This window comes from Halalkalibacter sp. HAAS-P014, from assembly GCF_056619965.1.
Genome location: NZ_JBWQTV010000002.1, coordinates 133,097 through 158,733, shown reverse-complemented (window position 1 = coordinate 158,733; position 25,637 = coordinate 133,097). Strand labels below are relative to the sequence as shown.

Below are 25,637 nucleotides of genomic sequence, written 5' to 3'. Positions count from 1 at the left end.
CTTAGTATGACCTATACAGTTAACCTTTATTTGGGCTCATATTTTTTATATTAATCCGGCTTTCCATTTTCGTAAGGTTTTAAAATACCGTAAATAGTTTCTATTACTGGTACACTCACGCCATATTTGGCAGCTAAACGCAATGCTCCACCGTGTAAATGTTCTACCTCGATAGGAAGTCCTTTTCGCATATCCTGATGCATGGAAGAAGTTGCGTCTTTATGGAACCCTTTTAAACGTTGAGCCATCGACTCTACTTCTTGCATAGTTAACTCAATACCTTCTTTACCTGCAAGCGCACTCATTTCATAGATCACATTTCTTGCAACAGTAAAGGAAGCTTCTGAGCTCGCTATAAAGCCTGCCGGCAGTTGCATTGCTGAAGTGATTCCTGAAAACGCTGTAATAAAAATATATTTTTTCCACATATGTTTTAAAATATTTTCTTCTCTTAATATATTTGTTCTTACAAGATTATGTACCTCTTCTAGTTGTGCGCAGATTGGTAATTGTTCATTATGAAGAGCTCCAAACTTAACAGCACTACCACCACTTGTATGCTCGACGTGACCTTCCTCATTTAATGTGGCAATAATAGAAGCAAACCCTCCGAGCACCTTTTCTTCACCAAGTATTTCTTGCAATTTTTGTAAATGCTCTGCTCCATTTAATAATGGCAGCACAAACGCTCCCGTTTGTTCTACAATGGTTTGAACTTGTGGAATAACTTGGTCAAGATGATATCCTTTTACAGCAAGGATCATTAAATCAATATTTTTAACCTCTTCTAAGGATGTATATACGTTGACATCTTTCGTCACAAAATTCCCTTCAGGACTAAAGATTTTCAACCCTTCCTTTTTTAACTGTGCAGCTCGTTTTTCTCTTACAAAAAAAGAGACATTATAACCAGCTTCTAACATCCTCCCTCCAAAATAAGCACCCAATGCTCCAGCACCTTGAACTAAAATTTTCATAATAGACAGCCTCCTTATTCTTTTCTCTCATGGTATCATGAATAAGCGGTATTGCCCATTAGTTACTCTGTGACTGGATCTACTAATAAAGAGGGTGCTACAATACTCTTTTTTGTAACACCCTCTTATTTCTTATTAGCTGCTTTGTTTTTACTTCTTATTTCTCTTTTGTCGTTTTTGCGCTCTCCCGTCGGCTTTATCCATACGAGCCATTGCTTCTTTGTCTTCAGTATCAGCTAACTCTTCAGAATATTCTACTTCATCATACTGCCCTTGTTGCATTTTTTTCTTACTCATGTATATATCCCCCTTAAAGAATAGTGGTTAATTCTAAAGATAGTATTTGCCGTCTCTATTTTGTCATGAGTGGTACATATTGTCTGGATAATATTAATACTGAACCTTTTATCAATATTTCAAAATAAGATGGCATTTTTTATGCTTTTACTAACTGTAAAGTGGAAGGTACTAACAATTTATATTTGAAAATAGTTAAGGTTTTCCTCTAAAAAAAATCTCTTCCAGTCGTTTCTTTGAATTTCAGAGGATCTTAAAGAATAAAGCTGCATAAAGCAAGGATTATACCTCAGAGGAAGTACGATGCGTTCTGAACCTAGTTATTCTCTCCATTTTACCTACTCTATCGATTTGAGTAACTGCTCGGATTTCGTTACGATAGACAACATTGCAGAGCAAATAAAACACAAGGAGGAAAACTAGATGAAGCGAACAATTATAACAAGCCTCGTCCTATTTCTATCCTTCATTATCGGATTTCTTTATTTTGAAAACACAGAACTAAACGATACATTAACGGAAACAAAAGAATTGAATGAACAACAAAAAGAACTTCTCGAAATGAAGGAAATGCAAGAATATTTTCATGAACAGCCGGTTTCATCAGATGTTGCTGTTAACTTCGAATCATATGTAACGTCTACACAGATTGCTGATGATTTATATGAAGACAGTGATGGAAAGTTTAAAAAAGAGTGGGGAATCTTTCTTGGAGAAATGGCCCAACAACACGATATAGACCCTTTTATCGTTTATGAACTATTGAGCACAGAAACGGGAGGCACATTTGATCCGAATTTAGTAGGACCTGAAACGAAATATGGTCATGCCTATGGGATGGCACAATTTATGAAAAATACGGCACCGTGGATTGCTGAAATGGCTGGTCTACCTTATGAGGATGATTTATTGTATGACCCACTTTATTCTATCCAATTATCAGTTCAATATTTAAGTTATTTATACGATCAGTATGAAGATTGGGACCATGCTTTGACCGCCTATCACCGTGGTGTAGGTGGACTCGAAAAATATATCGATCAAAACGGACATGCCAAAAGTGTTTACGCAGTTGAAATTCAAGAAAATGCAGATCAATTCGATCTTGTAGTGTACTCAGAATAAACCATAGTAGAGAATCACCCTATATTTATTTAAGATAAGTAAATGATAGTAAAAGGCCAACAATTTAGTTATGAATGAACCCCGAATAGTGGACATTAAAAAGTCCCTACTCGGGGTTTTCTCTATTTTCAACCCCGTTACTAGGCTTAATAAACAGGTGGAGCATACGAAATAAGCATAGATATCTTTAACGAACCTATTATGTCATAAAAACTCTCTTGAACTATATTTAATCATTGTCTTGTTTCTTAAAGAACTAACTCCATTAGGCAGTAGAGCTTTTGTTTGGGCAAAGGATGCAACTCTTTTTAGTAATTATACATTAATTGTGAAAATGTAGAGATAATAAAACAGATATACACTTTTTTAGGAGGGCTTACAAGTGGATAAGGAAATAAATAATGATTTGACCTCGGCAGAAGTTTCTCAATTATGGACTACCTATTTAAGCGACAGTTCTCAAGTATGTGTATTAAACTATTTTCTAAAAACAGTTGAGGATACTGAAATTAAAAACGTGATCCAGTTTACTTCTGATGCTGCAACTAAACATGTTCAAAAAATTGCTGACATGTTTAGCGCAGACGGCCGTGTCGTTCCTCACGGTTTCAAAGTTCAGGAAGATGTGAATCCTACAGATAAAAGGATTTTTACAGATAACTTTATGATTGAGTATTTACATGAGTTTTCAAAAATTGGTTTGAGAGCTCATGCCACGAACCTATCAATGGCCGTTAGAAAAGACTGTTCAGATTTTTTTCAGGCGTGCTTAAATGATTCTATTAAGCTTTATGAAGGCAGTAAAGAGCTTTTGCTTAAAAGAGGGCTTTATGTTCGACCACCACATATCGAAAAAGAGCATGAAATAGATTATGTAGAACATCAAAATTTTCTTGCTGGTTTTTTAGGAGAAAAACGCGCATTGGCAGCCACCGAAATCACCAATTTATATAACAACTTTCAACGCAATGCTTTTGGCGCAGCAACTCTAATTGGATTTATGCGATGATGTACATAGCAAGTGCCCTCACAAGTGTCGGAACGGCTTTCTATGGTCTCGGTATCGGAACTAGCCAACGAAGAGATTTAGGGGCAATGTATAATCGTTTTTCAGCTGAAATTCAATTATATGCTGAGGATGGAGCAAATATCATGATAAAAAATCAATGGCTAGAGTCCCCACCCAAAGCAAATGACAACTAACATTGTTAAACTAAGAGATAATGCTAACTGCTATAGGATAACTCTTATGGCAGTTTTTAATTGCATTTTATTGTCACTTTAGTTTCATAAGAATACCTACTCTATATTTATAGAGCGTTTGCACTTACCTTTAAGTTTGTTATTAAATTATCTTACTTCAAATAGTACAAGAAAGAGATGTCACCTCACCTCATTTTACATATGTCCCCTTATTACGATTCCTTAGTGAGTAGTAATCCCCACAAATTAATCATTACGGTAATTGAAATTTTATATCTTGTCATTTTTGTTTTTTTCTACTTGATGTTGGGAATACTTTTGACGAAACCGATCAAAAAATTAGGATGTAGCATCTTAATTAGTTGGGGAGTGACGATTTGTCTGATGTACCAATGGGTCTCGTTTTATTCTTATTGATATTATTATTTCTTTCTGCCTTTTTCTCATCTGCAGAAACTGCTTATTCAAGTGTCAATAAAATCCGCTTGAAAAATTATTCTGATGAGGGCATTCGTGGAGCTAACAAAGCTCTTGAACTTTCAAGAAATTTTGATGTTGTTTTATCAACGATTTTAGTTGGAAACAACCTTGTTAATATTGCAGCTGCAACTCTTTCTTCACAATTAGCTATTCAAATTTTCGGCCCTAATTTAGGCGTATTTATAAGTACATTCGTTGTAACAATCCTTGTCTTAATTTTTGGAGAAATTTTGCCTAAATCATTCGCCAAAGAATACGCTGAGGCCTATACCTTGAAAGTCTCTGGTATTATGGCTTTTTTAATCACGGTATTTTCTCCTATTACTTGGGCTTTTATAAAGCTTCGTAAAGGAGTTTCTAAAATAATTAGAAATAAAGAACATCATCCTTCTATGACAGAAGAGGAAATCAAAGTGATGATTGATATAAGTGAAGAAGAAGGTGTAATCGAAAGTCACGAAAAAGAACTTGTTCACCGTTCACTTGAATTCAATGATATTATCGTTGCAGAAATATTAAAACCCCGAACAGATATTGTGGCGATTAACATCAACAGTTCAATAGAAGAAATAAACGAAATGTTCTTTCGTGAACGTTACTCTCGTTATCCTGTCTTTGAAGGGCATATCGATAACATTATTGGGATACTTTCTGAAAAAGACTTTCTTTTGTCGATTGTCCATGGAGAAGAAACGAATTTAAGAGATTTGATTCGCGATCCTTTGTTCGTCGTAGAATCAATGAAAGTGTCAACTCTCTTACCCCAGCTCCAAAAGCAAAAAACTCATATGGCGATTGTAATAGATGAATATGGAGGGACAGAAGGACTTGTTACTCTTGAAGATATCTTAGAAGAAATCGTAGGAGAAATTTGGGATGAACATGATGAAAAAGTGAAAAGGCTCAATCAAATTGATTCTACAACCTATCTCATCTCAGCTGATTATCCTTTAGATGATTTTGCTAGATTAGCGAATGTAGAATTGTCTAACTCTCCTTATCACACTCTTGGTGGCTGGTTAACGGAACTATTTCAAAGATTCCCTCAAAAAGGTGAAAAATTTGAATATGAAGGGATCATTCTTGAAGTCGAAGAAACAGATGAAAAACGACTTCGCCAAATTAAAGTTACAATTCCCTCTTCGAATTAAGAAGGGCCCATCTGTAAGAACTTTTACTCTGAATGCTGATTTTTTAGTCAGTCAATTCGATGGGCTTCTTCCCTTGTTACCTACAGTTACATCTTACTAACCATTCTCCCTTTCTTTTGCTTTTACGCTCTCTGTCACTTTTTCTCACAGGATTTTTGCCTAAACGGATTATTATTTTCTTATTTTGTAAAGACATTCTTCTATTTTTCTTGTACGATAGAAACAGAGAGGTTATACATGAAAGTTCTAGATTTCGCTATCATTACAATAGGTTATATTGTACTTAATTCTTTTTCAAAATCTAAATGTGTTTCATGGGAGTGAATGGTAATGCATTTAACTAACTATACTGATTATACTCTTCGTACTCTTATCTACTTAGCTACAAGACAGGGGCTTGGTCTATCTAAAATTAAAGACATCTCCAAAATATACAATATCTCGAATAACCATATGAGCAAAGTTGTATATGATCTTGGTCAATTGGGGTTAATTCAAACAGTTAGAGGGAAGAATGGTGGGATTAAACTCGCGATGCCTCCTGAGGATATTAACCTTGGAGAGGTTGTAAGAAATACAGAGAATATGCAAATTGTTGAATGTTTTGATCGTGACAATAATAAATGTATTATTAGTTCTGCCTGTAAATTAAAGTTTGCTTTAAATAAGGCGCTTCAAGCTTATTTAAGCGTGCTAGATGAGTATACATTAGCGGATGTAGTTTCAAACAGTAATGACCTTCATGAAATCTTTAGTTTTCATGAACAAAATGCCTAAATATAGTCTTAATTTTAAAAATGAAGCCTGACTTTGAACTGCCAGTCAGGCTTCATTTTATCCCTTTATTGAACTTCCTTTTTACTTTGTTTAACGTTAAAGAAATCACCTGCTCCTTTTTTACGTATCTCAGCATTCGATTCTTCAACCTTCTGTAACGCTGGTATATGTTTAGAGCAATGAATAAAAGCCTCCTTTACTTCGATGACAACCCACCTTTCAGCTTTTGAACCTTCTGTCTGTTGTATTTCACGTTTCATTTCTTTTGTCAGCTTTAACATATCTAATTCTTTATTTTCACATATATAAGCAGTACCATTGACGTGAAGTCCAATTCGGCTTTCAAAAAAATCAACAAACATAAGCCCTATATTCGGATTTTCCATGATATTACCCATGTTTGCCATCACACCATTCCCTCGATACTCTGGATAGATCATTTTTCTATCGTTTAGTACTCTTATGAATCCTGGCTCTCCTGCTCGAAAAGAAGAATCACAATTACCTTCCTTATCTGAAGTTGATATAAACATCATTTCTTGCTTCTGTATGAACTTTTGCATATCATAATTTAAATAAGTAAGCATTTGATTTTTATAAAACGCCGTCGCACGATTTTGTGTATTGTACTTCTCTTGTAACACTTTCTCTCCTGATTTTGTAGACAAATTGTTACAACCCCTTTGCACTAGCAGTTTAGGTAAAACGTTTTTCTCTACCATTTTAACTGAAAATTCACACAAAATAAGGTTGTTTGTTAGATTATCTTACATTTAATTTTGTAGAAGCGCTGCCTTAATATAAGTATGCTTCTACAAAAGAAAGGGAGCTGTAAACCCCATTTTGATTTACAGTTCCCTCTTAAACTATACAGACTCTTTAAGTATTCTTTTATTTACTTTAAGGTAAAGTTCTTCTCCTGTTTCACATTTCATGACCTTGCCATCTATGATCGAGAATGGACATTTTTTGCACGTTTTACACTTCCCTAGACAGCCTTTTCTCTTAATATTTAACTTCGGATACGAGTCTTTAAGAGCTTTATATGCTTTTTTCGTTATAAATTCATTCTCTTTGCAAAAATAAACTTTCTTCATTTTACATACCCCTCACAAAGAATGATAATCATAATCATTTAAAGTAACTTTATCATACCAAATTTTTATGTTGTTGTATAGTCTAAAAAGTCAGATAATTAATCAAAAAATAACGACTCCTTTTTTATGTGGAGTCGCTCATTAATTTATCTCGGGTAACTGATGTTTGAGAAACTGACGGTATGTTTCGTAAAGTTTTCGTCTATTTCTATATGACTTCCATTTCTTTTTTAATTGATTTTTTTCATAATCATAAAGCATTACTCCAGAGTATACTTTCAGGTCCGTACGCTGTAAGTTGCTATAATGATAATTAATGATTTTCACCCAACCATCGGACCTTTCACCAATTTGGTATGTTGACTGTGGGTTCTTAACAACGATTCCTTCAAGATCATATTCTTTTACGACTTCAAAATATGTTTGGGAATTGCCTTCAACCCATTGAGACGTAACCACCGAAATGGTATCGGTCGGTATCACTTTATTTAACAGTTCTTTTCTCTTTAGTAAAGGTTGTTTTGTGACATTCCTCGCTGCATAATACATAATGTCAAACGCTACATATTGAACCTGTATAGTCGGAATAACTCTTCCAGAGGAAACCCTTTCCATTAGTCGAGTAAAATCCGGTCTGCTCTCATCGTCAACTGAAATAATTTCTCCATCGAGGACAATTCCCTTTGGCAAATCAACCGATAAAATCTCCGGAAACAAGTTTGTTATATCGTTCATATTTCTAGTGTATAATTTAGGGTTGCCATCTATATTGCTGTACACGACTCTTATTCCATCTAACTTAAGCTCTGTTATGACGTTTGCGTAATCTGCTGGAGGAGATTCCACCTCTTGTAAGAGCATAGGAGAAATAAACATTTACACCACCTCATGTTTAATAGTACTTAAATTATGAGGTAAGTTCATTAGTAGTCCATTGGAAATGCTAGTGTGGAAAAAATCGTTACTCTATTTTCCTCAAAGAAAACCCCCGAATAAATTGGTATTTACACCAAGTTATCGGGGGGAGTTCTTGCTAGATAGAATTTGTTAAACAGGCCACTTTTCTAATGTATAAGCCATTTCCCAGAACATATATTCATACTTGCTACTCGTAATAAAAATGGACTCCATACGCTGTTTCTCTTCTTCTGACGCCTTTTCTGCCCAAGCATCAAGACGATCAATTTGCTCTTGTACTAAGTTTCCGAACCACTCATCTCCATATGTATCAATCCATTTTTGATAGATCGGCACACCCGGAGTGGAATCTTTATACTTTTCACCAATTTCCCAATACAACCAGTAACAAGGAAGAAGGGCTGCGATTGTTTCACCTAATGATCCTTTATAAGCTGCAGAAAATAAATGATTCGTATAGGCTACTGCTGTCGGCGCAGGATCATCAACTTTTATGACACCATCCTTTGACAATCCTAGTTCTTTTGCAAAGCCTTCGTGCAACATATGCTCTGCATCATAAGAAGACTTTGCATGAAAGGCCATTCGGCTTGTTGTGTAAAAGTCATTTGCCTTTGCAGCACCAATTGACTGAACTTGAGCAAATTTAGATAGATAATAAGAATCTTGTTTTACATAATAGGTAAAACTTTCTATTGGGAGTGATCCATCTGCCACACCTGTTACAAATGGATGTTCAAAACTTGCATTCCAAATTGCGTCTACCTGTTTTCTTAAATGTTGTGAGAATTTCATATACTATCATCCTTTCAGATTGTAATTAAATTAATATAAAGCTTTCATTAACTGCTCTTTTAATTTTAGATATTCAGTTGACACCGTTACCTCTTTTACCCTCGGGCGTGGGAGCATAACTTTAAATTCATGACTCACTCTCGTTGGACGTGGTGAGAGTACATAAATACGGTCTGATAAGAAGATGGCTTCATCAATGCTGTGAGTAATAAATAAAACGGATCTGTTCATTTGACTCCAAATGTTTAGTAACCATTCATGCATTTTTTCCCGTGTGAGCGCATCGAGGGCACCGAAAGGCTCATCAAGTAGTAACAAATCTTTTTTATGCAAAAATGTGCGTAATAAAGCAGCTCTTTGCTTCATGCCCCCTGACAATACATGTGGGTAATAATCTTCATAACCGTCTAACCCAAACAAAGGAAGTAATTCTAACGCCTCTTTTTTCACTTGCTTTAGGTCTTGCTTCGTAATCGTTGCCCCTAACAGGACATTTTCTAAAACAGTCTTCCATGGAAACAACAAATCCTTTTGCATCATGTAACTTATATGCCCTCGTTGCCCCTTCATATCCTGTTGATCTATTCTAATGTCTCCTTCATCCGGTATTTCGAGTCCAGCAATGAGATTAAATAACGTACTTTTCCCACAACCACTTGGTCCGATTAGCGTGACAAATTCACCTTTTTTTACCGTGATATTCATTCCATCAATGACCTTAACTCGCTCTTTCCTACTACCGAATGAATGGTGAACATTATCAATTTTTACATACATAAAATCTCCTTTAAAATCGTTCCATTTTTTCTCTGTTCAGCTTATAGAACTATGTTACGGCAAGAACTGGTTTGTCATCGCTTCTTCACTTTTTACCTCTTTTTCAATCAATTTATTTTCCAGCATCCACTCTGAAAAAGAGTTCCAAACTTCGTCACTTTGTTCTCCCCATTTTTCTGCAGTTCCTTGATATCTGGGACTTAACCATTCTTGTGATGCACGAATTAATTCTTCATCTGTTTCGGGTGTTATATCAATTAAAATAGTAGCTGCTTCCTCAGGGTTTTCAATAGCAAATTCATAACCTTTACTAACAGCTTTCATAAATTTCTCGGCAAGCTCAGGTTGATTATTAACCACTTCTTCATTCGTGATAATAACAGGAGAGTAATTGTTAAATACTGGATCAATATCTGTCAAATAAATCATATTGATGTCTTCATCACGAACCTCTGCCTCTATTCCTGTCCATCCGTAAAAGATCCATTGAAAATCGATTTCTCTAGATGTATTGGTGAAAAAGTCTGCTGTACCTACTGTTACATTTTCAACCGTTTCAGGATCGGCATCAAATTCTTTCATTACGTGAGCAATAATCATATCCTCAAGTGGCGACCCCCAGCCTCCATAAGTTTTCCCTTCAAAGTCTTGAGGAGAAGTGATGTCTTTTTCCTTTGGAGAAGCAAAACCAGATGTATGCTCTTGAATAATTGTTGCTAGTGAGACAACTGGAATATCTAACGCACGCGCCATCGTTACATCCTGCTGAGAACTAATTCCGAAATCAGCTTGGCCAGCAGCTACGATTTGGTCAGCTCCTTCAAGTGCCGGTTCGATTATCTCGACGTTTAACCCTTCCTCTTCAAAATACTCATTAGCTTGTGCCACATAAATTCCTGTATGGTTTGTATTTGGCACCCAGTCTAAAACAAGTGTTGCATCAAGTAATCCTTCATTTGTTTCAGATTCAGTTGCTTGACCTTGTTCTTTCTCTCCTGTGTCTGTTTGATTGCAAGCAACCATAGCAGCGATAACTAACAATAACCCACTAAAAAAACTTATTTTCTTTAACATGATTTCTCATTCTCCTGTCCTTTTTATTTTGAATTTTTAAATTTCCAAGGCATTGCGATTCTGCTAAGTGCAACGATGATTAAAAATAACAAACAACTTAGCATTGAAATGATCGCAATGGCCACAAAAACTTGATCGGTGGCAAAAGAGTTCTGGGCCCGGACTAGATAAATACCTAGTCCTTTACTTGCCCCAACCCATTCTGAAATAACTGCGGCTAAGACACTGTAAGTAGCTCCAATTCGCAATCCTGTGAATAGATATGGTAGTGCATGTGGAAAACGAATAATACGAAACACTTGCCAATGAGAACTCCCCATTGAGCGTGCAAGGCGAATCATATCACGGTCACTCGACTGTAATCCTTCAATCGTACTTACAACTACTGGAAAAAACGTTACCAATGCAACAACTAACACTTTTGGTAGTAGTCCATAACCAAACCAAATCACAAGAAGTGGGGCGATAGCTACAATCGGAATCGTTTGTGAGAACAAAAGAATTGGATAGATACTTTTCCGAAGAGTTGAAGATAAATCTAAAATAAAGGCCAATGCTAAAGCAATGACAATACCTAATCCAAATCCAACTACTGCCTCTATTGTTGTTATCCAAATATGTTCAGGGAGAAGACTAAATGTTCCAAAAAATGTTTCTATAATTCTACTAGGTGCTGGTAGAATATAGCTTTCAATCTTCCAAATTATTACCGACAACTCCCAAATTAATAAAAACAGCGCAATTGCGATTATTGCTGGAACTGCTGAAGCGATACTTTTCACTTTACTCATGAATACCCCCTTTTAAAATAAAAAAGTCTGCACACCCGAGGGCACGCAGACATATGTACATAGCTCAAATACAACTGTTCGACATCCCTCCGCTGGAATTACCCAGATCAGGTTTAAAGGGTCGATATCTTCAAACGGGATATCCTCTCAGCCAACCTTATAGCTCCCCAAGCTTTTTAAATTTTCTAGTAAATCATAACATATTATTGATTTCTTTCCAAATATTTATTTCATTTATGTCACTTTGCACTATCTTTCTTGGTATTGTACCAGCAACAAAAGAATATGTTTTTTATTTTTTAAAGAATAATTCCCAGATATAAAACTCAACCTACATATAATAAAAAATGAATGGAGTGTAGACATTGAAATTTGTAGATGACCTATATGAATTATACAAAAATCATTTAACTGGCGATGAGGAAGATGCTTTAATTATTATTAATGGCATCCTTCATGACTTTGATGATCGAGACATAAAGAAATTGGTTGATGAAATGCCCGATCAAGAACGATTTGAAATGCTCGCTCTTTACCTTTATGAGAAATTCCGTATTAAAGTTGCAGAAGAAGGAATTGGCCAAACAAAAAATAGAGATGACCAGGAAGAAGTTAAATTCTATCATTAGGGGTCAGACCCCTCTTTAGCTTATTACAGTATTAAAGAGAACCTCTTTTTATGAAACTTCTTTATTCCTTTTGGATATTCGAGCCTTCTTCGGGGAATACGAAAGAACTCCCAATCCTAAGAATAAAAAGCCAACCCCGATCCATGATAATAAATCCAAATACTCTCCAACCAGAAACACTCCAAGCATAGCAGCTGTTAAAGGTTCTGCTAATGAGAGTGTCACAGCTTTAGATGCTGTAATTCCAGATAAACCCTTAACAAAGAATAAGTAAGCTATTGCCGTGGCAAAAAGCCCTAAGTGTAGTGCTACTCCCATTCCATTTGCTTGCATAAGCCATGATACATCATACATAAATATAATTGGCGTTAATAATAATCCACTCAATGTAAATACAACGGCTACAACGGCTTCAGGTGCTTGGCGTTCAAGTAATTGTTTGCTAACAATGGTATACATAGCAAATGACACCCCTGCACCTAATGCGAGCAATACCCCAAGAAAACTAACTGCCATGCCCTCTTGATTATTATTGGAAAAAAGCAGCAAACTACCTGCAATCGCTACCGATGTTGCAAACCACCACTTTTTCTCTGGTAGCCTTTGCTTGATAATCCATTCAAATACACCAGCTATGATCGGTGCACTACCTATTGCAATAACCGTTCCAACTGCGACTCCTGTTATTGAAACCGCTTGAAAGAACAATGGTTGATATGCAGCCATGCTCAATGCAGCTGTTAGTGTGATACTAATTGGCCAATTTCGAACACGTAACTTTCCTTGAATCGCAACAAATAACAGCAATGCAAGGCCACCAATCGCTAATCTTACAGCTCCAATCACCACTGGATTTGCATTCTCTGGCGCAAATGTTTGAGCTGTTCCCGTTGTTCCCCATAACATTGCAGCCATTAAAACCAACACTACCGAGGCTTTCTGCAACTTCTTCCCTCCTTGCACATTCGCTACTATTTAGATTCTATTATACTCTTCTCCGATAATGAATCTAGAAATTGTTAAGTCAAAATTCTAATTCTCCCTAACAAATGCCTACTCAGAATACGTCCGTGACCGTTATATATACCTATTTCCTTCACCGATGGTGGCCTCTCTACGTATGATGTTTCGAGAAAAGCTAAGGTGGTGAAATAGTGAGTAATAGAAAAAACGTATCCCTTATCATCCTTGGTGTCGTTTCTTTTCTATTCGTTCTAACGTTAACCTTCTTTAGTCAAACAAACACTTCCGAACCCGTTGCAGCAAACGATACAGAAGAGCAACAAATTAAATCCACTAATAACAGCAACAATAGTGCAAAAACTGGCGATAGCACCGTTGAAAATAATATTACGAACTCTATAAATGCCAATGCAAGTGAAGTAGACAATACAGTTGATAACACAATTGAATCCGCTAACGCTGAAGTTGATAATACAATTGATAATCAAGTTACTACTAATAAAGACAACGGCGTTACCAATAGTGTCGATAACGATATTCATGTTAGTGTCGATGTTAATGTTACGAATGATATTACAAATGACATTATTGCTAGTGGGAAAGAAGAAGATTCCGATAACGGTGAAAATGGCAATGGCGAGAATGGCGAAGGTTCCGATAACGGAGAGAACGGCAATGGTGAGAATGGCGAAGGTTCCGATAACGGTGAAAATGGCAATGGCAGTAACGGAAATGGAAACGGGGATGAAGAAACACCCGACACGGTTTGGGGTGTTGACTCTGCGAGCATAACAACGGACGAAATGCTTGCCTGCGTAAGAGAAAATTTCGGTGATCCAGACGTATGGGGTCGTTATTTAGGTACAAATGAAGGTGCCTCTTACGGCTTAACAGAAGATGAAGTTGATTTGCTTCATTCTGAAGAGATTGAAATCCTGGTTATTTATAACCACTTCAATGACGGTACAGGATTTGAACACGGGCAAGACCATGCTAATGCTGCTCTCGAAATGGCAAGAGATTTTGGTATTCCTGAAGGAGTTGCATTATTCGCTAATGTTGAACCAATCTATCCGATTGACTCTGCGTTTATCCAAGGTTGGCATGATGTCGTATCTGACTCGGAATACAGTTCGGGTATTTACGGTATTTTCGACCCTAGCGAAGAGCTGTACGTTGCATTTGAAGCTGCTTCTGAAGAAGATCCAAGCATAATGGATGAAATGTATGTATGGACAGCTGCTCCAAATATTGGGATTACAACGGAAGAAAATGCGCCTGAATATGATCCCGAATATCCCGACGGAGCTTTAATTGCCGGATGGCAATATGGTCTTGATGCTGAGGCGTGTAATATAGATACAAATATTTTCGACGGTAATGTCCTTGATGTTTTATGGTAATAGCGAAAAAAACAATGGTGGTTTCCATCATTGTTTTTTTCGCTATCCTCATTAAATTTATAAGCATTATTTAATTAAAATGATTATAATTAAATATTATTTTTTTATTATCTTGTGTTATTATTACATTAACTACTATGCAATATTAAAAGCAGTTCATTCGATAGTGATGTTTCTCAATTACCTTTAACACATTCTCAATTACAAGAGAGGATGTCCTCCTCTTAACAATCTTAACCTATACCAAAAAACTATGATCGTGAAGGTGATACGATGAAAGTAACGAAGAAGAACATTTGCCCCCAGTGTCAAGAGGAAATGAAACAATTAAAACATAGCATCTTATGTGGTTGTGGATTTAAATTTAAATCCACAAAAACAGCCTCTGTCGCTGGCTAAAACATGATCAAAGGGTGATACGAATGCTTTTATATCATCCTTTGACCTTATTAAAATCACTCAATTATTTATTTTTCTTATTATAGCAGCGTATTTCAGTAAGTCTCTTAGCATATTCTTTTGCTCTTCTCAATATTAATAAGTGTTTGTCGTCACAAGAAGAATCATTCTTCCTTCAAACTTTCTATAGAAAATCTATATATCAGAAGGAGTTAGTTCTTTAATGTATGCAGTCTCACTCTCAAACGTCTCAAGCCATAATGTAACTAATTGTACACCGTTTATTAGTTCAACCCCTAAGCCATCTGCATATTTAACAGCTTTCTCTGTAAAGCCGGAAGTGGTTATCACATAACCTCCGTTCGCACCCCACTTTTCCATATTTGAATGTATTAAAGCAACCGTTTCAAAATCAATATCTTCTTTTGTACACTTTACTTGACCTAAATAAAGTCCATCTTCCCTTCGGTTTTCAAAATCGACACCGTAATCTCCACTCGGTTTACTTACAAACATATCTCCACCGTACTTATCTTCAATAATGTCTGCTACAAAATGTTCAAACGCTACAGGATCTTCTCTAATAAAATCGGCGCTATATGTTACTTCACTCGTTGAATCTTTTTTTTGAAATCGCATGTATAATCCCATTGCAAGAGTTTTTCTTAGCTCTAAGTCTCTTTCAATTTGGTCAAGGAGAAGGTCTGAGAAGTCTTCACGTTTATTTTTTAGGCGAATCCAATTCATTACTGCTATAAGAGTGATGAAAATAGCTCCACTTGTAATGATAAATTGAATATTCAAGATGGACACCTCCTTTCGTTAGTGTATACAAAAGCGGCAATTAACAAACTTGTACCTATGTCGAAAAAAAATTCTATTCATTTTAAAAGAATCGCAGTATATTTAATTTAACGCTTTCACATTATTAAATGGCTGAATTTAGGGGGAGACGAAATGTGCGGGTTTATCGGCGAATTTCGAGAGAAAAACACAGAAGCAATTAATAAGCATACATGGTCAAAGGCAATTGAAGCCATTCATCATCGTGGTCCTGATTCGACAGGACACTATGCCGATGAATTTGTTCAATTAGGATTTAAAAGACTTAGCATCATTGATTTAGAACATGGACATCAACCACTTTCCATCCAAAATCGTTATCACATTGTTTTTAACGGAGAAATCTATAACTATCTCGAACTACGAGAAAAATTGCTAGCTGAAGGTTTTACGTTTACGACTGATTCTGACACAGAAGTGTTATTAGCGTTGTATGTATCTATCGGAAAGGACTGTGTAAAGGAACTTCGTGGTATGTTCGCTTTAGCTATTTGGGACCAAGTCGAACAAACTCTTTTTGCCGCACGAGATTCATTTGGGATTAAGCCATTTTATTATATAGAGGAAGCTGGGCGCCTCTTCTTTGCGTCAGAGCAAAAAAGTATCCACCTTTATACGTCGATTAACGAATTATCAAGAGAAGCTCTGCAACACTATTTAACTTATCAATATGTTCCCGAGCCACTTTGTTTATCCAGTGAAGTTAAGAAGTTACTCCCAGGACATTATTTAATCAAAACGCCAGGCCAAAAAGTAATAAATGAATGTTACTTCAAGAAAACATTCACACCTAAAAAAGGGAATTTACAAAGCTATGCGAACAAAACACGCGAAATACTTGAGGACTCTGTCGAAAAGCATATGAGAAGTGATGTTCCTGTAGGAGCATTTTTATCTTCTGGTATTGATTCTACGAGCATTGTTGCATTAGCCAAAAAGCACAATCCAAACTTAAAAACATTTACTGTCGGCTTTGAACATGAAGGCTTTAGTGAAATTGACATCGCAAAAGATACAGCTGAAAAACTACAAGTGGAAAATATCCACAAGCTCATCCGGCCAGAAGAATTTATTGAAGAGTTGCCTAAGATTATTTGGCATATGGACGACCCTGTTGCCGACCCTGCAGCTGTACCTCTTTATTTTGTAGCAAAAGAAGCGAGCAAACACGTTAAAGTCGTTCTCTCTGGTGAAGGTGCTGACGAATTATTCGGAGGATATAACATATACCGTGAACCTTTGGCATTAAATTGGTTTAATTACATGCCACCAGCTATAAAGTCACTGCTTCATAAAGTGGCACTTGGATTACCTGTAGGAATTAAAGGAAAAAGCTATTTGCTTAGAGGAACAACTCCTTTGTCTGAACGTTATATCGGGAACGCAAATATTCTTAGCGAATTTGAAAAACAACACTTACTTGCCAATTATGATGCTACTAATCCTTTTATGTCCATTACGAGAAATCTGTATGAGGAAGCTTCTTTCTTTGATGATTCTTCAAAAATGCAGTATATTGACCTCCATACATGGCTTCCAGGAGACATTCTCGTGAAAGCCGATCGTATGACAATGGCTCATTCTATTGAGTTACGAGTTCCCTTTTTAGATAAAGAGGTGTTTAAACTAGCAAGTGAAATTCCTACTTATTTGAAAATTGCAAATGGAACAACGAAGTATGTACTTAGAGAAGCGATGAAAGAAGTCATCCCTTCTTCCGTTTTACACCGAAAAAAGCTAGGCTTTCCTGTCCCGATTCGCCATTGGTTAAAGAATGAATTATATGACTTTACTCGTAACCTTTTTCTCACTAGTCCAACTGACTATCTTTTTAAAAGAGAAGAGACAGTAAAGTTACTTGATGAGCATTTACTAGGGAAGAAAGATAATAGCAGAAAAATTTGGGTTTTAATTTGCTTTATGCTCTGGCATCAACTTTTCATAGAAGAAGCCACCTTAGAAAATCGTTTTTCTAAAGCGCCGAATTTGCTCATTCCTTCATAAGCTAATAATAGGGTCTGGCTAGTCAGACCCTATTGCTCATTTAAGCTAACCTATTGTTTTAACTTTCAACAATCTCTTCGATTTCTTTTACAATCATTTGTTTTATTTCATCAACCTTCTGGAAATCCATCGCCTTTATATAATACGATTCTAGCTCGTCTCGGAGTTTCTTTGCTTCAGCTAAATAAGCAATCCCTTCCTTCATCTTGTCTTTATAAGGTTTTGTCGCTTTTTTAATTTCTTCTGCATACCTTTCATCCGTACCTGGCGCAATGCATCGTGAATACATATCGATAATTTCATCTGTCTTGCGTTCAGGAAAATACTCATGAGGGGCTGTACTGTCAAAAATCGCAAATCCTTTTTCACGAACAATTACCATATCTATACTATTTGGATCAAATCCACAATGATAGACTTCAACATCAAAACCTCTTTCTTCAGCTGCTGTGGCAATCTTTTTCAACATCGTTGATTTACCTGATCCGGCTCTTCCTTTAATAAAGTAGCGTTTGCTTACACCTTCTGTTAAATTGGGAATAAAATCAGCGGCACCTCCTGGGGTTGCAGCGCCTAAAAACCGATGTTTCACTTTCGCTTTTTTTTCTACTGAATCTTCCCCATAAAAACGAGCAATTAATTCATCTGTTAGTTTATTTGCCTCATCAAAATTCATATTGGAAATATAAATATCTTCCAAGTCATCATGCGCCGTCAGTGCCTCTGCAAAAGCATCATAGGCGGCTTGAAACGTTTTTGAAATTTTCTCATTTAAAGCAAGGATATCTTCTCTATAGCCCTGCAATTTGTTAGAGTCCCAAGCTACCCCTAAGTTAACATATTCATCAATCACTCCTGGAGCTTTTGGCTCTATCACATGGGGAGCCGTTCCATCAACGATTCCAATCTGAAACTTTGGAATAATTACCCCATCAACCGAGTTATTATCGGATGAGCAATGCAAATATTCAATATCTAGTCCCTTTTCTAGCATCCTTTCACCAACTGCTTTTATTAATGATGATTTTCCAGTTCCGGGCCCTCCCTTTAAAATATAAAGGCGGCTTAACTCTTTTAAGGCACAATCATATAAACTATAAAATCCCTTTGCTGTATTCCCTCCGGCATAAAAGTTCAGTACCTTCCCAGTCATCTAATCACCCTTTCTTCTTTTACCACAACATATGTCAATATTCTTACAAGGGTGATTGCCTATTAAAGGGTAATTTTTTCACGCTCATTATAAAAAATACTCTACTCACAAATATCACTTTCTAAAAACACTGAAAGAAGCCCACTTTTTTTGATGAGAGGCTTCTTTTCAACCCATATAAGAGCCTTTCACCATTTACAATGTAGAAAAATGAAACCCTCTTTCCTTCAACTGCTTAATAAGTGTTGGCAATACTTGAAGTGTTTGCTCTAATTCATGAAGAAGAATAATCGATCCATCTTGAACGTAATCAAGAACATTCTCTGTAATCTTCATAGGATCTTGCTTCAATTCCCAATCAAATGATGAAATTTCCCACATGACTGTTTCTAATTGTAAGCCTGATGCAATGGCTAGTGTATCCTTATTGTATTGTCCGAACGGTGGCCGGAAATACCGAATCTCTTGTTTCGTTATTTCTTCTAGGATAGTTTTACTTGTTTGCAGTTCTTTCTTTTGTTGTTGATAGTCCAACTTTGTAAGGTTCGGATGACGATGAGAATGTACTCCTATTATATGTCCCTCTTCTACCATACGTTTCCAAGCTCGCTTATAATGAACCAATTTCGTTTGCCAAAAGAAAACAGCTTGTATTTCTTCCTTTTTTAAAATATCAAGAAAATGCTCTAAATATTTACTCGGACCATCATCAAATGTCAGTACTACCCCTTTTTTACTTCGTTGTTTCAAATTTGTTAATACGCCTTCTTCTTTGGAGTTGTACACAACTTCCTTGGTCACAATTCATGGATTTTTTTGCATTTTGTTACCTCTTTCTTTAGCGACTTTTCACAAGCAGATTAACTGCCTCCTCAATTAGCTTTTCTGTATTTTCACCTTTATCTATTTGTTCGCGAACACACTGCTCTAGATTCGTGCTAACAACGAGTCCTATTGTGCGATCAAGTGCATTTCTTGCGGCTGACATTTGCGAGACAAGCTCCTTACAGTCCTTTTCTTCCTCCATCATTCTCAGAAGCGCCTTTACTTGTCCTTCTACTCGCTTTACTCTATTTTTCATTTGATCAGTATATTGCATGTAACTGCTCCTTTCATGTCACGTACCTTCAATTCCCCTTCTAATCATAGCTTTGTATCCCTAATCTTTCAATATATTCACTGTTTAAATCTATTTATCAGAATGCTCACAATCAAAAAAACTAACAGCAAATCTTAACAGCAAACTTCATATTGAATATCGAACGTATTTTCGTATATAATACAAATACAAACATTTGTTCTTACTCGGAGTGTGAAGTTTCGATGAAAACGATTTTTCTTATCGATATGCAATCTTTTTATGCTTCTGTTGAAAAAGCAAGATACCCTCATTTAGCACATAAGCCACTTGTTGTTTCAGGCGATCCCAAGCGACGATCAGGAGTTATTTTAGCAGCCTGTCCTCTTGCCAAAAAAAGTGGTATTAAAAACGGGGAACGTTTATGGGAGGCTCAGCAAAAATGTCTTGATTTAGTTGTCGTTCCTCCGAAAATGCAAGAGTATATTACCATTTCTGTTGAAATTACTAATATTTTAGAGCAATACACCGATTTAGTCGAACCTTTTTCAATTGATGAACAATTTCTCGATGTTACAGGAAGCCAGAAATTATTTGGCCCTCCTCTTGAAATGGCTAAAAAGATTCAACGCCACATTTGGGAGAAAACAAAGGTTCAAGCAAGAGTCGGGGTTGGAGAAAACAAAGTGTTAGCCAAAATGGCCTGTGATCACTTTTCTAAAAAGAACAAATCGGGGATTTTTTGGTTAAAAAAAGAAGAGCTTGAACAAACATTATGGCAACTCCCAGTGGAAAAGATGTTTGGAGTTGGAGGAAAAATGGCGAGTCACTTACGCAATATGGGCATTCGCACAATTGGACAGTTAGCAACCGTCCCCCTAGAGCGATTGAAGCAAAAATGGGGAATTAACGGTCATGTTCTTTGGATGACAGCAAATGGTGAGGACTACTCCCCTGTCACAACAACTTCCCACGATGGCCAGAAAGCGATCGGACATGGCATGACTCTTCCACGCGATTACATAGGGATTGCTGAAATTCGAATCGTTTTGCTTGAGCTTTGTGAGGAAGTGTGTATGAGAGCGCGTAAATCAAAAGTAATGGGGCAAACCGTCACAGTCAGTGTCAGTGGTGCTAGTTATGAAGTGAGAACAGGATTTCATAGACAAGAAACATTATATGAGCCAACAAACTATGTAATGGATATTTTTCAAGTTGCTGAAAAACTCTTTCTGCAATTTTGGGATGAAAATCCGATTAGAAGAATAGCTGTTAGCTTAACAAAACTTTGTAGCGATGATGAAGTACAGCTTAGTTTATTTGACACCAGTAGAAACCAAAAGGTGGACATCGGTTATGTTATGGACGGTATAAAAGAAAAATATGGTGCAACTGCTCTGATTCGTGCCTCCTCTTTAACGAAGGCTGGTCAGGCTTTTGAACGTGCGAAAAAGATAGGAGGACACTATAGATGAACGAACATCACTTACAACGTGGAAACCTGTTATGGGAGAGCAGCCGAATGTTTTTACCGGAACACAAAGAAGCACTCCTCCACAGAAGGCAACAATTAAAAAAAGTCGCAAAGCCTGAGTTAGATGAACAGGAGCTTGAAGAGGTTGGAATCGTTGTAATGGATTCACTTAAGCATGAACTCGCAGTGCATGTCACGTACTGGGCAGAGGGGGTTTTTCATGAACTTGTAGGAGTCATTGATCATCTTGATTGGCACTATAAGAAAATCAAAGTCACAGACAACAACGACGTCACTTACATCCCAATCGATTGTATAAAATCAGTTGTGCGAGTATGAAATCATTTCCTTTGTTTTTCTTGAATAGCACACTTACAATCTCACATACTAGAACCATAACAACGAAAGAGGTGATATATCATGGCAAGCAACAACAACAATTCAAATCAACTACTTATTCCTGGAGTAGAACAAGCTTTGGACAACATGAAGTACGAGATTGCCCAAGAATTTGGTGTTCAACTTGGCGCTGATACAACCTCTCGCGCTAATGGCTCAGTTGGTGGCGAAATAACAAAACGTCTTGTCCAAATGGCCGAGCAACAATTAGGTGGTTCACAATTCTAAGAGAAAGATAAATCCCCTTAGCCCACACATGTTTTAGAGCCAGTGGAATTATTCTACTGGCTCTTTTGGTTTTCTAATTTTACTCTCAACAGTTTAACCGTTTAATTGACAAAAAGTACAATATAACGTAAATTAATAAATGACTGATTATTTTAAATAACTAGAATTATCTGCACCTTATATTTTTCAACAAGAAGGTTTCTTCATATAATCTTCACTCTTCATGTAAGCGCTTTACGAAAACAACTAAAATCATTTAAACAGAGGTGAAACAAATGGCAAAAATAGTAATGGGTTTAGGGATGTCTCACAGTCCTATGATGGCATTAGAAGGGGAAAAATGGAGTACACTTATCAACTCTGATTCACGCCGGACAATGTTATACGATACAGAGGGGAATAAAGTAACTTATCAAGAGTTAGAAGCAAAAGTTAAAGAACGCTATGCAAATGAGGCAAAAGATGAATTCTTAATTGACCAGCATCAGAAAATGGAACAAGCATTTGACCGTCTACATAATGACTTTAAAGAAGCTGCGCCCGATGTAGTACTTTGTATAGTCAACGATCACCCTGGCGAATGGTTTGAGGATTACATCATGCCCGCACTAGGGGTTTATTATGGTGATACAATTGTAAGCGCTAAAATCAATCCTCCTCCCCACTATACTGATAAAGAAACGATACAGCAGATGGCTGCCGGAATGGGAATGGACCAGCACTATAAGTGGCCAGGATCAAAAGAAACTGCCTTACAGATCATGTCTTCACTTATGAAAAGTGGCTTTGATGTGTGTGCGATGAAAGAAAGAAAAGAAGAACCTTCAGAATTTGGTCACGGCCATGGATGTGGAATGGTTGTTACCGAAATAATGAGAGATGAGTTAACACCTATGGTCCCTATTTATTTAAGTACTGTACCTCCAACAGATATGTCCCCATCAAGATGCTATGATTTAGGAACTGCGATTAAGCAAGCGGTAGATGAAATGCCTGAAGACTTACGAGTGGCGGTCATTGCTTCAGGAGGACTTAGTCATTTCGTAACCGACAAAGACATAGATGAACAAGTGATTGCAGCTCTAAAAAACCGTGATGAAGCTACCTTGCGTAACCTACCAAAAAATCGCTTACAATCGGGCAGTTCTGAAATTCGGAATTGGATTACGTTAGAAGCGTCAATTCGTCATTTAGATTTAGATTGGCTTGAATATATACCCGTTTTTCGAACACCGGCAGGCACAGGCTTAGGGATGGGTTTTGCAAGATGGTCGTAACTAGACCTTGCCAACAAACCTTGTAAATGAGGGTAAACTACGAGCCTTTTTTCATAACCTCCTTTCAACCTTGAGTATTGCTTCTTTCCCTTTCCTTTGGTTTACTATAAGAAGCAATATTAGAAAAGAGGTTTTATACATGAACGACAATCAAGCAGAATATTGGATCAACCATCTCGAACTAGAAGCACATCCAGAGGGGGGCTTTTTCAAACGGTCATTTCAATCAACAGAGGAAGTACCTGGAACATCAAGGCTACTCTATACGAGCATTTACTTTTTATTACGTTCCGGTGATGTTTCCCACTTTCATCGTTTAAAATCAGATGAATTATGGTACTTCCATGCAGGGAATTCCATGTCGGTACATATCATACATGAGGATGGCAAGTACGAAGAAGTACGCCTTGGTCTGAATCTTGATCAAGGAGAAGTACCTCAAGTATTAGTACCGAAAAATGCTATATTCGGATCGTCCCAGTTTGAACAAGGTTCGTTTTCCCTTGTTGGGTGTATGGTCTCACCTGGATTTGAATATGAAGATTTTGAACTTTTTACACAAGAAGAACTACTAAAAGACTATCCACAACATGAAGATATCATTAAAAAGCTTGCTTATGAAACACTACCAGAAATCAACTAACCACAAAGGAGTGTCCACAAATGGACACTCCTTTCTTTTTTGTAACTCCAACACAAGCATTCTCATATAGATTGTTTCGATTTCACTGTCACCCATAAACGCCCCTCTTCCCATTTTAATGAAACGGGAATCTGAAATGTTTGTTCAAGGGTTTCCTCCGTTAACGTCACTTGCTTACAACCTTTTGCAACAACCGTTCCATTATTTATTAATAATGAATGTGAGATGGCAGGCACCACTTCTTCAATGTGATGCGTCACGTACAGAAGAGTTGGTCCTTCTTTTGCTGTTGCTAATGCTTGAATGGTTTCCAGAAGCTGCTCTCTTGAGTAAATATCCAACCCATTACACGGTTCATCTAGTATTAAAATTTTAGGGTCAGCCATAAGTGCTCGAGCGATAATGACTCTTCTTTTTTCCCCTTGTGAAAGCTTTATGAAGCGTTGTTCAGACAAAGCTTCCATTTTTAACTGTTCTAGTAATTGTTTGGCTCTTCTTATGTCTTTTTCAGTAACCTTTTCATATAACCCAATAGAAGCATACTTCCCACTTAAAACAACTTCAATAGCTGTATCCTGCCCTCTTGCAGCATAGCGTTCATCAATAGAAGCACTAACCCAACCAATTGATTTACGCAACTCAGGAATATTTGCTTGTCCAAACTTTTGACCAAGTACATGAATATCCCCTTTAGATGCCCATTGATACCCAAGTAACAAATTCAAAATGGATGTCTTTCCTGACCCATTTAAGCCTAATATAACCCAATGCTCATTACTTGCTATATCCCAAGAAACATGATCTAAAATGGTCCTTCCCTCTCTTTTCCATGAAACATTTCTGAGTGATACAATTTTTTCTGCCATCGTACTCCTCCTACTAAAAACTTCTAAAGGTTATTCATGAAACCACAGAAGTAGTCTCTTCGAACAAACCTCTCAGAACACTACTGTATATATTCGCCCTTTCCTCAATCTTTCCCCCTAAACGATCATTTTTCACAATGGTGACTCCCATATTTTACAAATGAAGAAGATTCGATTACTATTTTTATATGTCAACTTATTAGAATGGAGGCTGTTACATGTTTAAAAACATTTGCGTCTTTTGTGGGTCAAGCTTTGGCAATAACCCTTCTTATGTAGACGAAGTTTATAAATTGGGCGAAGAACTTATCAAACACAATATTAATCTTGTTTACGGTGGAGGGAATGTCGGTTTAATGGGCGAACTCGCAAGGTCTGTCCTTGCAGGAAATGGAGAGGTTGTCGGGGTCATACCAAAGAAAATTTATGATAACGTTCAACATATTGAACTAACTGATCTCATCATTGTAGAAGATATGCATCAGAGAAAAGCAAAAATGTATGAATTAGCTGATGGATTCATTGCTCTTCCAGGAGGGATTGGGACAATTGAAGAATTAACAGAATCACTCACATGGCAACAACTTGGTTATCACCTGAAACCGATCGGAATATTAAATACAAATGGATATTATGATAAGTTGTTGTCCCTATTAGAACATATGGCACAAGAAGGGTTTCTAAAAACTGAATTCCTTCAAAACGTGATTGTCTCAGACTGTCCAAATGAACTAATTAAAAAAATGGAGCAATTTAATCCCGTACATCAAAACAAATGGGACAAATAAAGAGAGGATGTAGCATCACCCTCTCTTT

At 36.8% G+C, this 25,637-nt stretch carries 29 protein-coding genes and 1 riboswitch; of the genes, 14 read left to right on the top strand and 15 right to left on the bottom strand.

The annotated features are described in order from the left end of the window. Positions 1 to 50: 50 nt before the first annotated feature. Positions 51 to 977 (bottom strand): ketopantoate reductase family protein, encoded by a 927-nt coding sequence (locus tag AC1FXZ_RS01525; RefSeq protein ID WP_480050320.1) that lies wholly within the window; start codon positions 975 to 977, stop codon positions 51 to 53. A gap of 150 nt (positions 978 to 1,127) precedes the next feature. Beyond that, positions 1,128 to 1,274, bottom strand: a complete 147-nt coding sequence (locus AC1FXZ_RS01520) for a YfhD family protein (protein WP_480050319.1) — start codon at positions 1,272 to 1,274, stop codon at positions 1,128 to 1,130. 423 nt (positions 1,275 to 1,697) lie between these two features. Between AC1FXZ_RS01520 and AC1FXZ_RS01515 the strand changes: the two genes are divergently transcribed. From AC1FXZ_RS01515 to AC1FXZ_RS01495, 5 genes are all read left to right on the top strand, one after another. Next, positions 1,698 to 2,399, top strand: a complete 702-nt coding sequence (locus AC1FXZ_RS01515) for a lytic transglycosylase domain-containing protein (protein ID WP_480050318.1) — start codon at positions 1,698 to 1,700, stop codon at positions 2,397 to 2,399. A 382-nt stretch (positions 2,400 to 2,781) separates the two neighbouring features. Continuing rightward, positions 2,782 to 3,408 carry a DUF3231 family protein gene (locus tag AC1FXZ_RS01510; protein ID WP_480050317.1) on the top strand — a complete coding sequence of 209 codons (627 nt, stop codon included), beginning with the start codon at positions 2,782 to 2,784 and terminating at the stop codon, positions 3,406 to 3,408. Further along, positions 3,405 to 3,602 (top strand): DUF3231 family protein, encoded by a 198-nt coding sequence (locus AC1FXZ_RS01505; RefSeq protein ID WP_480050316.1) that lies wholly within the window; start codon positions 3,405 to 3,407, stop codon positions 3,600 to 3,602. Before AC1FXZ_RS01510 ends, AC1FXZ_RS01505 begins: the two co-directional genes overlap by 4 nt. Positions 3,603 to 3,979: 377 nt before the next feature. Next, the gene (locus AC1FXZ_RS01500; RefSeq protein WP_480050315.1) at positions 3,980 to 5,233 is read left to right on the top strand and encodes a hemolysin family protein; all 1,254 of its coding nucleotides are present in this window, start codon (positions 3,980 to 3,982) and stop codon (positions 5,231 to 5,233) included. A 330-nt stretch (positions 5,234 to 5,563) separates the two neighbouring features. Then, positions 5,564 to 6,010 (top strand): Rrf2 family transcriptional regulator, encoded by a 447-nt coding sequence (locus AC1FXZ_RS01495; RefSeq protein WP_480050313.1) that lies wholly within the window; start codon positions 5,564 to 5,566, stop codon positions 6,008 to 6,010. Between the two features lie 65 nt (positions 6,011 to 6,075). Here AC1FXZ_RS01495 and AC1FXZ_RS01490 read toward each other — a convergent pair whose 3' ends face one another. The 7 genes from AC1FXZ_RS01490 to AC1FXZ_RS01460 form a co-directional block, all read right to left on the bottom strand. Beyond that, positions 6,076 to 6,678 (bottom strand): pyridoxamine 5'-phosphate oxidase family protein, encoded by a 603-nt coding sequence (locus AC1FXZ_RS01490; protein ID WP_480050311.1) that lies wholly within the window; start codon positions 6,676 to 6,678, stop codon positions 6,076 to 6,078. A gap of 198 nt (positions 6,679 to 6,876) precedes the next feature. Next, on the bottom strand, positions 6,877 to 7,107 hold the full coding sequence (locus AC1FXZ_RS01485) for a DUF1450 domain-containing protein (protein ID WP_480050309.1): 231 nt from the start codon (positions 7,105 to 7,107) through the stop codon (positions 6,877 to 6,879). Positions 7,108 to 7,248: 141 nt separating this feature from the next. After that, entirely contained in the window at positions 7,249 to 7,983 is a 735-nt protein-coding gene (locus AC1FXZ_RS01480) for an ATP-dependent DNA ligase (protein WP_480050307.1), read from the bottom strand. 171 nt (positions 7,984 to 8,154) lie between these two features. Continuing rightward, positions 8,155 to 8,820: a thiaminase II gene (gene tenA, locus AC1FXZ_RS01475; protein ID WP_480050305.1), complete on the bottom strand. Its 666-nt coding sequence runs from the start codon at positions 8,818 to 8,820 to the stop codon at positions 8,155 to 8,157. Between the two features lie 30 nt (positions 8,821 to 8,850). Then, entirely contained in the window at positions 8,851 to 9,597 is a 747-nt protein-coding gene (locus AC1FXZ_RS01470; RefSeq protein WP_480050303.1) for an ABC transporter ATP-binding protein, read from the bottom strand. Positions 9,598 to 9,651: 54 nt separating this feature from the next. Next, a complete protein-coding gene (locus AC1FXZ_RS01465; protein ID WP_480050301.1) occupies positions 9,652 to 10,671 on the bottom strand; it encodes an ABC transporter substrate-binding protein in 1,020 nt (339 codons plus the stop codon). Positions 10,672 to 10,694: 23 nt separating this feature from the next. Continuing rightward, positions 10,695 to 11,462 carry an ABC transporter permease gene (locus tag AC1FXZ_RS01460; RefSeq protein WP_480050299.1) on the bottom strand — a complete coding sequence of 256 codons (768 nt, stop codon included), beginning with the start codon at positions 11,460 to 11,462 and terminating at the stop codon, positions 10,695 to 10,697. A gap of 67 nt (positions 11,463 to 11,529) precedes the next feature. Continuing rightward, a riboswitch (TPP riboswitch) is annotated at positions 11,530 to 11,642 on the bottom strand. A 185-nt stretch (positions 11,643 to 11,827) separates the two neighbouring features. Here AC1FXZ_RS01460 and AC1FXZ_RS01455 point away from each other — a divergent pair. Beyond that, positions 11,828 to 12,091 (top strand): DUF6154 family protein, encoded by a 264-nt coding sequence (locus AC1FXZ_RS01455; protein WP_480050297.1) that lies wholly within the window; start codon positions 11,828 to 11,830, stop codon positions 12,089 to 12,091. A gap of 48 nt (positions 12,092 to 12,139) precedes the next feature. Here the strand turns inward: AC1FXZ_RS01455 and AC1FXZ_RS01450 are convergent, their stop codons facing one another. Next, the gene (locus tag AC1FXZ_RS01450) at positions 12,140 to 13,036 is read right to left on the bottom strand and encodes an EamA family transporter (protein WP_480050295.1); all 897 of its coding nucleotides are present in this window, start codon (positions 13,034 to 13,036) and stop codon (positions 12,140 to 12,142) included. Between the two features lie 209 nt (positions 13,037 to 13,245). Here AC1FXZ_RS01450 and AC1FXZ_RS01445 point away from each other — a divergent pair, with 209 nt between their 5' ends. Beyond that, a complete protein-coding gene (locus AC1FXZ_RS01445; protein WP_480050293.1) occupies positions 13,246 to 14,457 on the top strand; it encodes a glycoside hydrolase domain-containing protein in 1,212 nt (403 codons plus the stop codon). A 594-nt stretch (positions 14,458 to 15,051) separates the two neighbouring features. Here AC1FXZ_RS01445 and AC1FXZ_RS01440 read toward each other — a convergent pair. After that, complete coding sequence (locus AC1FXZ_RS01440; RefSeq protein ID WP_480050291.1) at positions 15,052 to 15,660, bottom strand: restriction endonuclease; 609 nt, start codon at positions 15,658 to 15,660, stop codon at positions 15,052 to 15,054. A gap of 153 nt (positions 15,661 to 15,813) precedes the next feature. Between AC1FXZ_RS01440 and asnB the strand changes: the two genes are divergently transcribed. Beyond that, the gene (gene asnB, locus AC1FXZ_RS01435; protein WP_480050289.1) at positions 15,814 to 17,703 is read left to right on the top strand and encodes an asparagine synthase (glutamine-hydrolyzing); all 1,890 of its coding nucleotides are present in this window, start codon (positions 15,814 to 15,816) and stop codon (positions 17,701 to 17,703) included. Positions 17,704 to 17,761: 58 nt separating this feature from the next. Here the strand turns inward: asnB and AC1FXZ_RS01430 are convergent, their stop codons facing one another. The 3 genes from AC1FXZ_RS01430 to AC1FXZ_RS01420 all read right to left on the bottom strand — a co-directional run bounded on the left by AC1FXZ_RS01430 (position 17,762) and on the right by AC1FXZ_RS01420 (position 19,955). After that, positions 17,762 to 18,856, bottom strand: a complete 1,095-nt coding sequence (locus tag AC1FXZ_RS01430; RefSeq protein WP_480050287.1) for a PRK06851 family protein — start codon at positions 18,854 to 18,856, stop codon at positions 17,762 to 17,764. 195 nt (positions 18,857 to 19,051) lie between these two features. After that, complete coding sequence (locus tag AC1FXZ_RS01425) at positions 19,052 to 19,606, bottom strand: polysaccharide deacetylase family protein (RefSeq protein ID WP_480050285.1); 555 nt, start codon at positions 19,604 to 19,606, stop codon at positions 19,052 to 19,054. Between the two features lie 88 nt (positions 19,607 to 19,694). Continuing rightward, positions 19,695 to 19,955 (bottom strand): metal-sensitive transcriptional regulator, encoded by a 261-nt coding sequence (locus AC1FXZ_RS01420; protein WP_480050283.1) that lies wholly within the window; start codon positions 19,953 to 19,955, stop codon positions 19,695 to 19,697. A 224-nt stretch (positions 19,956 to 20,179) separates the two neighbouring features. Between AC1FXZ_RS01420 and AC1FXZ_RS01415 the strand changes: the two genes are divergently transcribed. The 5 genes from AC1FXZ_RS01415 to AC1FXZ_RS01395 all read left to right on the top strand — a co-directional run bounded on the left by AC1FXZ_RS01415 (position 20,180) and on the right by AC1FXZ_RS01395 (position 23,955). Continuing rightward, positions 20,180 to 21,409, top strand: a complete 1,230-nt coding sequence (locus AC1FXZ_RS01415; RefSeq protein WP_480050281.1) for a DNA polymerase IV — start codon at positions 20,180 to 20,182, stop codon at positions 21,407 to 21,409. After that, entirely contained in the window at positions 21,406 to 21,747 is a 342-nt protein-coding gene (locus AC1FXZ_RS01410) for a YolD-like family protein (protein WP_480050279.1), read from the top strand. The genes AC1FXZ_RS01415 and AC1FXZ_RS01410 overlap by 4 nt, the downstream gene beginning before the upstream one ends. Before the next feature lie 81 nt (positions 21,748 to 21,828). After that, positions 21,829 to 22,035 (top strand): alpha/beta-type small acid-soluble spore protein, encoded by a 207-nt coding sequence (locus AC1FXZ_RS01405; protein WP_480050277.1) that lies wholly within the window; start codon positions 21,829 to 21,831, stop codon positions 22,033 to 22,035. A gap of 275 nt (positions 22,036 to 22,310) precedes the next feature. After that, entirely contained in the window at positions 22,311 to 23,312 is a 1,002-nt protein-coding gene (locus AC1FXZ_RS01400) for a DODA-type extradiol aromatic ring-opening family dioxygenase (protein ID WP_480050275.1), read from the top strand. 139 nt (positions 23,313 to 23,451) lie between these two features. Continuing rightward, entirely contained in the window at positions 23,452 to 23,955 is a 504-nt protein-coding gene (locus AC1FXZ_RS01395; protein WP_480050273.1) for a cupin domain-containing protein, read from the top strand. 62 nt (positions 23,956 to 24,017) lie between these two features. On the opposite strand, the gene AC1FXZ_RS01390 is transcribed toward AC1FXZ_RS01395, so the two are convergent. Next, positions 24,018 to 24,821, bottom strand: a complete 804-nt coding sequence (locus tag AC1FXZ_RS01390) for an ABC transporter ATP-binding protein (RefSeq protein ID WP_480050271.1) — start codon at positions 24,819 to 24,821, stop codon at positions 24,018 to 24,020. Between the two features lie 218 nt (positions 24,822 to 25,039). Here AC1FXZ_RS01390 and AC1FXZ_RS01385 point away from each other — a divergent pair, with 218 nt between their 5' ends. Then, on the top strand, positions 25,040 to 25,609 hold the full coding sequence (locus AC1FXZ_RS01385) for an LOG family protein (RefSeq protein ID WP_480050269.1): 570 nt from the start codon (positions 25,040 to 25,042) through the stop codon (positions 25,607 to 25,609). The last annotated feature ends 28 nt before the right edge of the window (positions 25,610 to 25,637 follow it).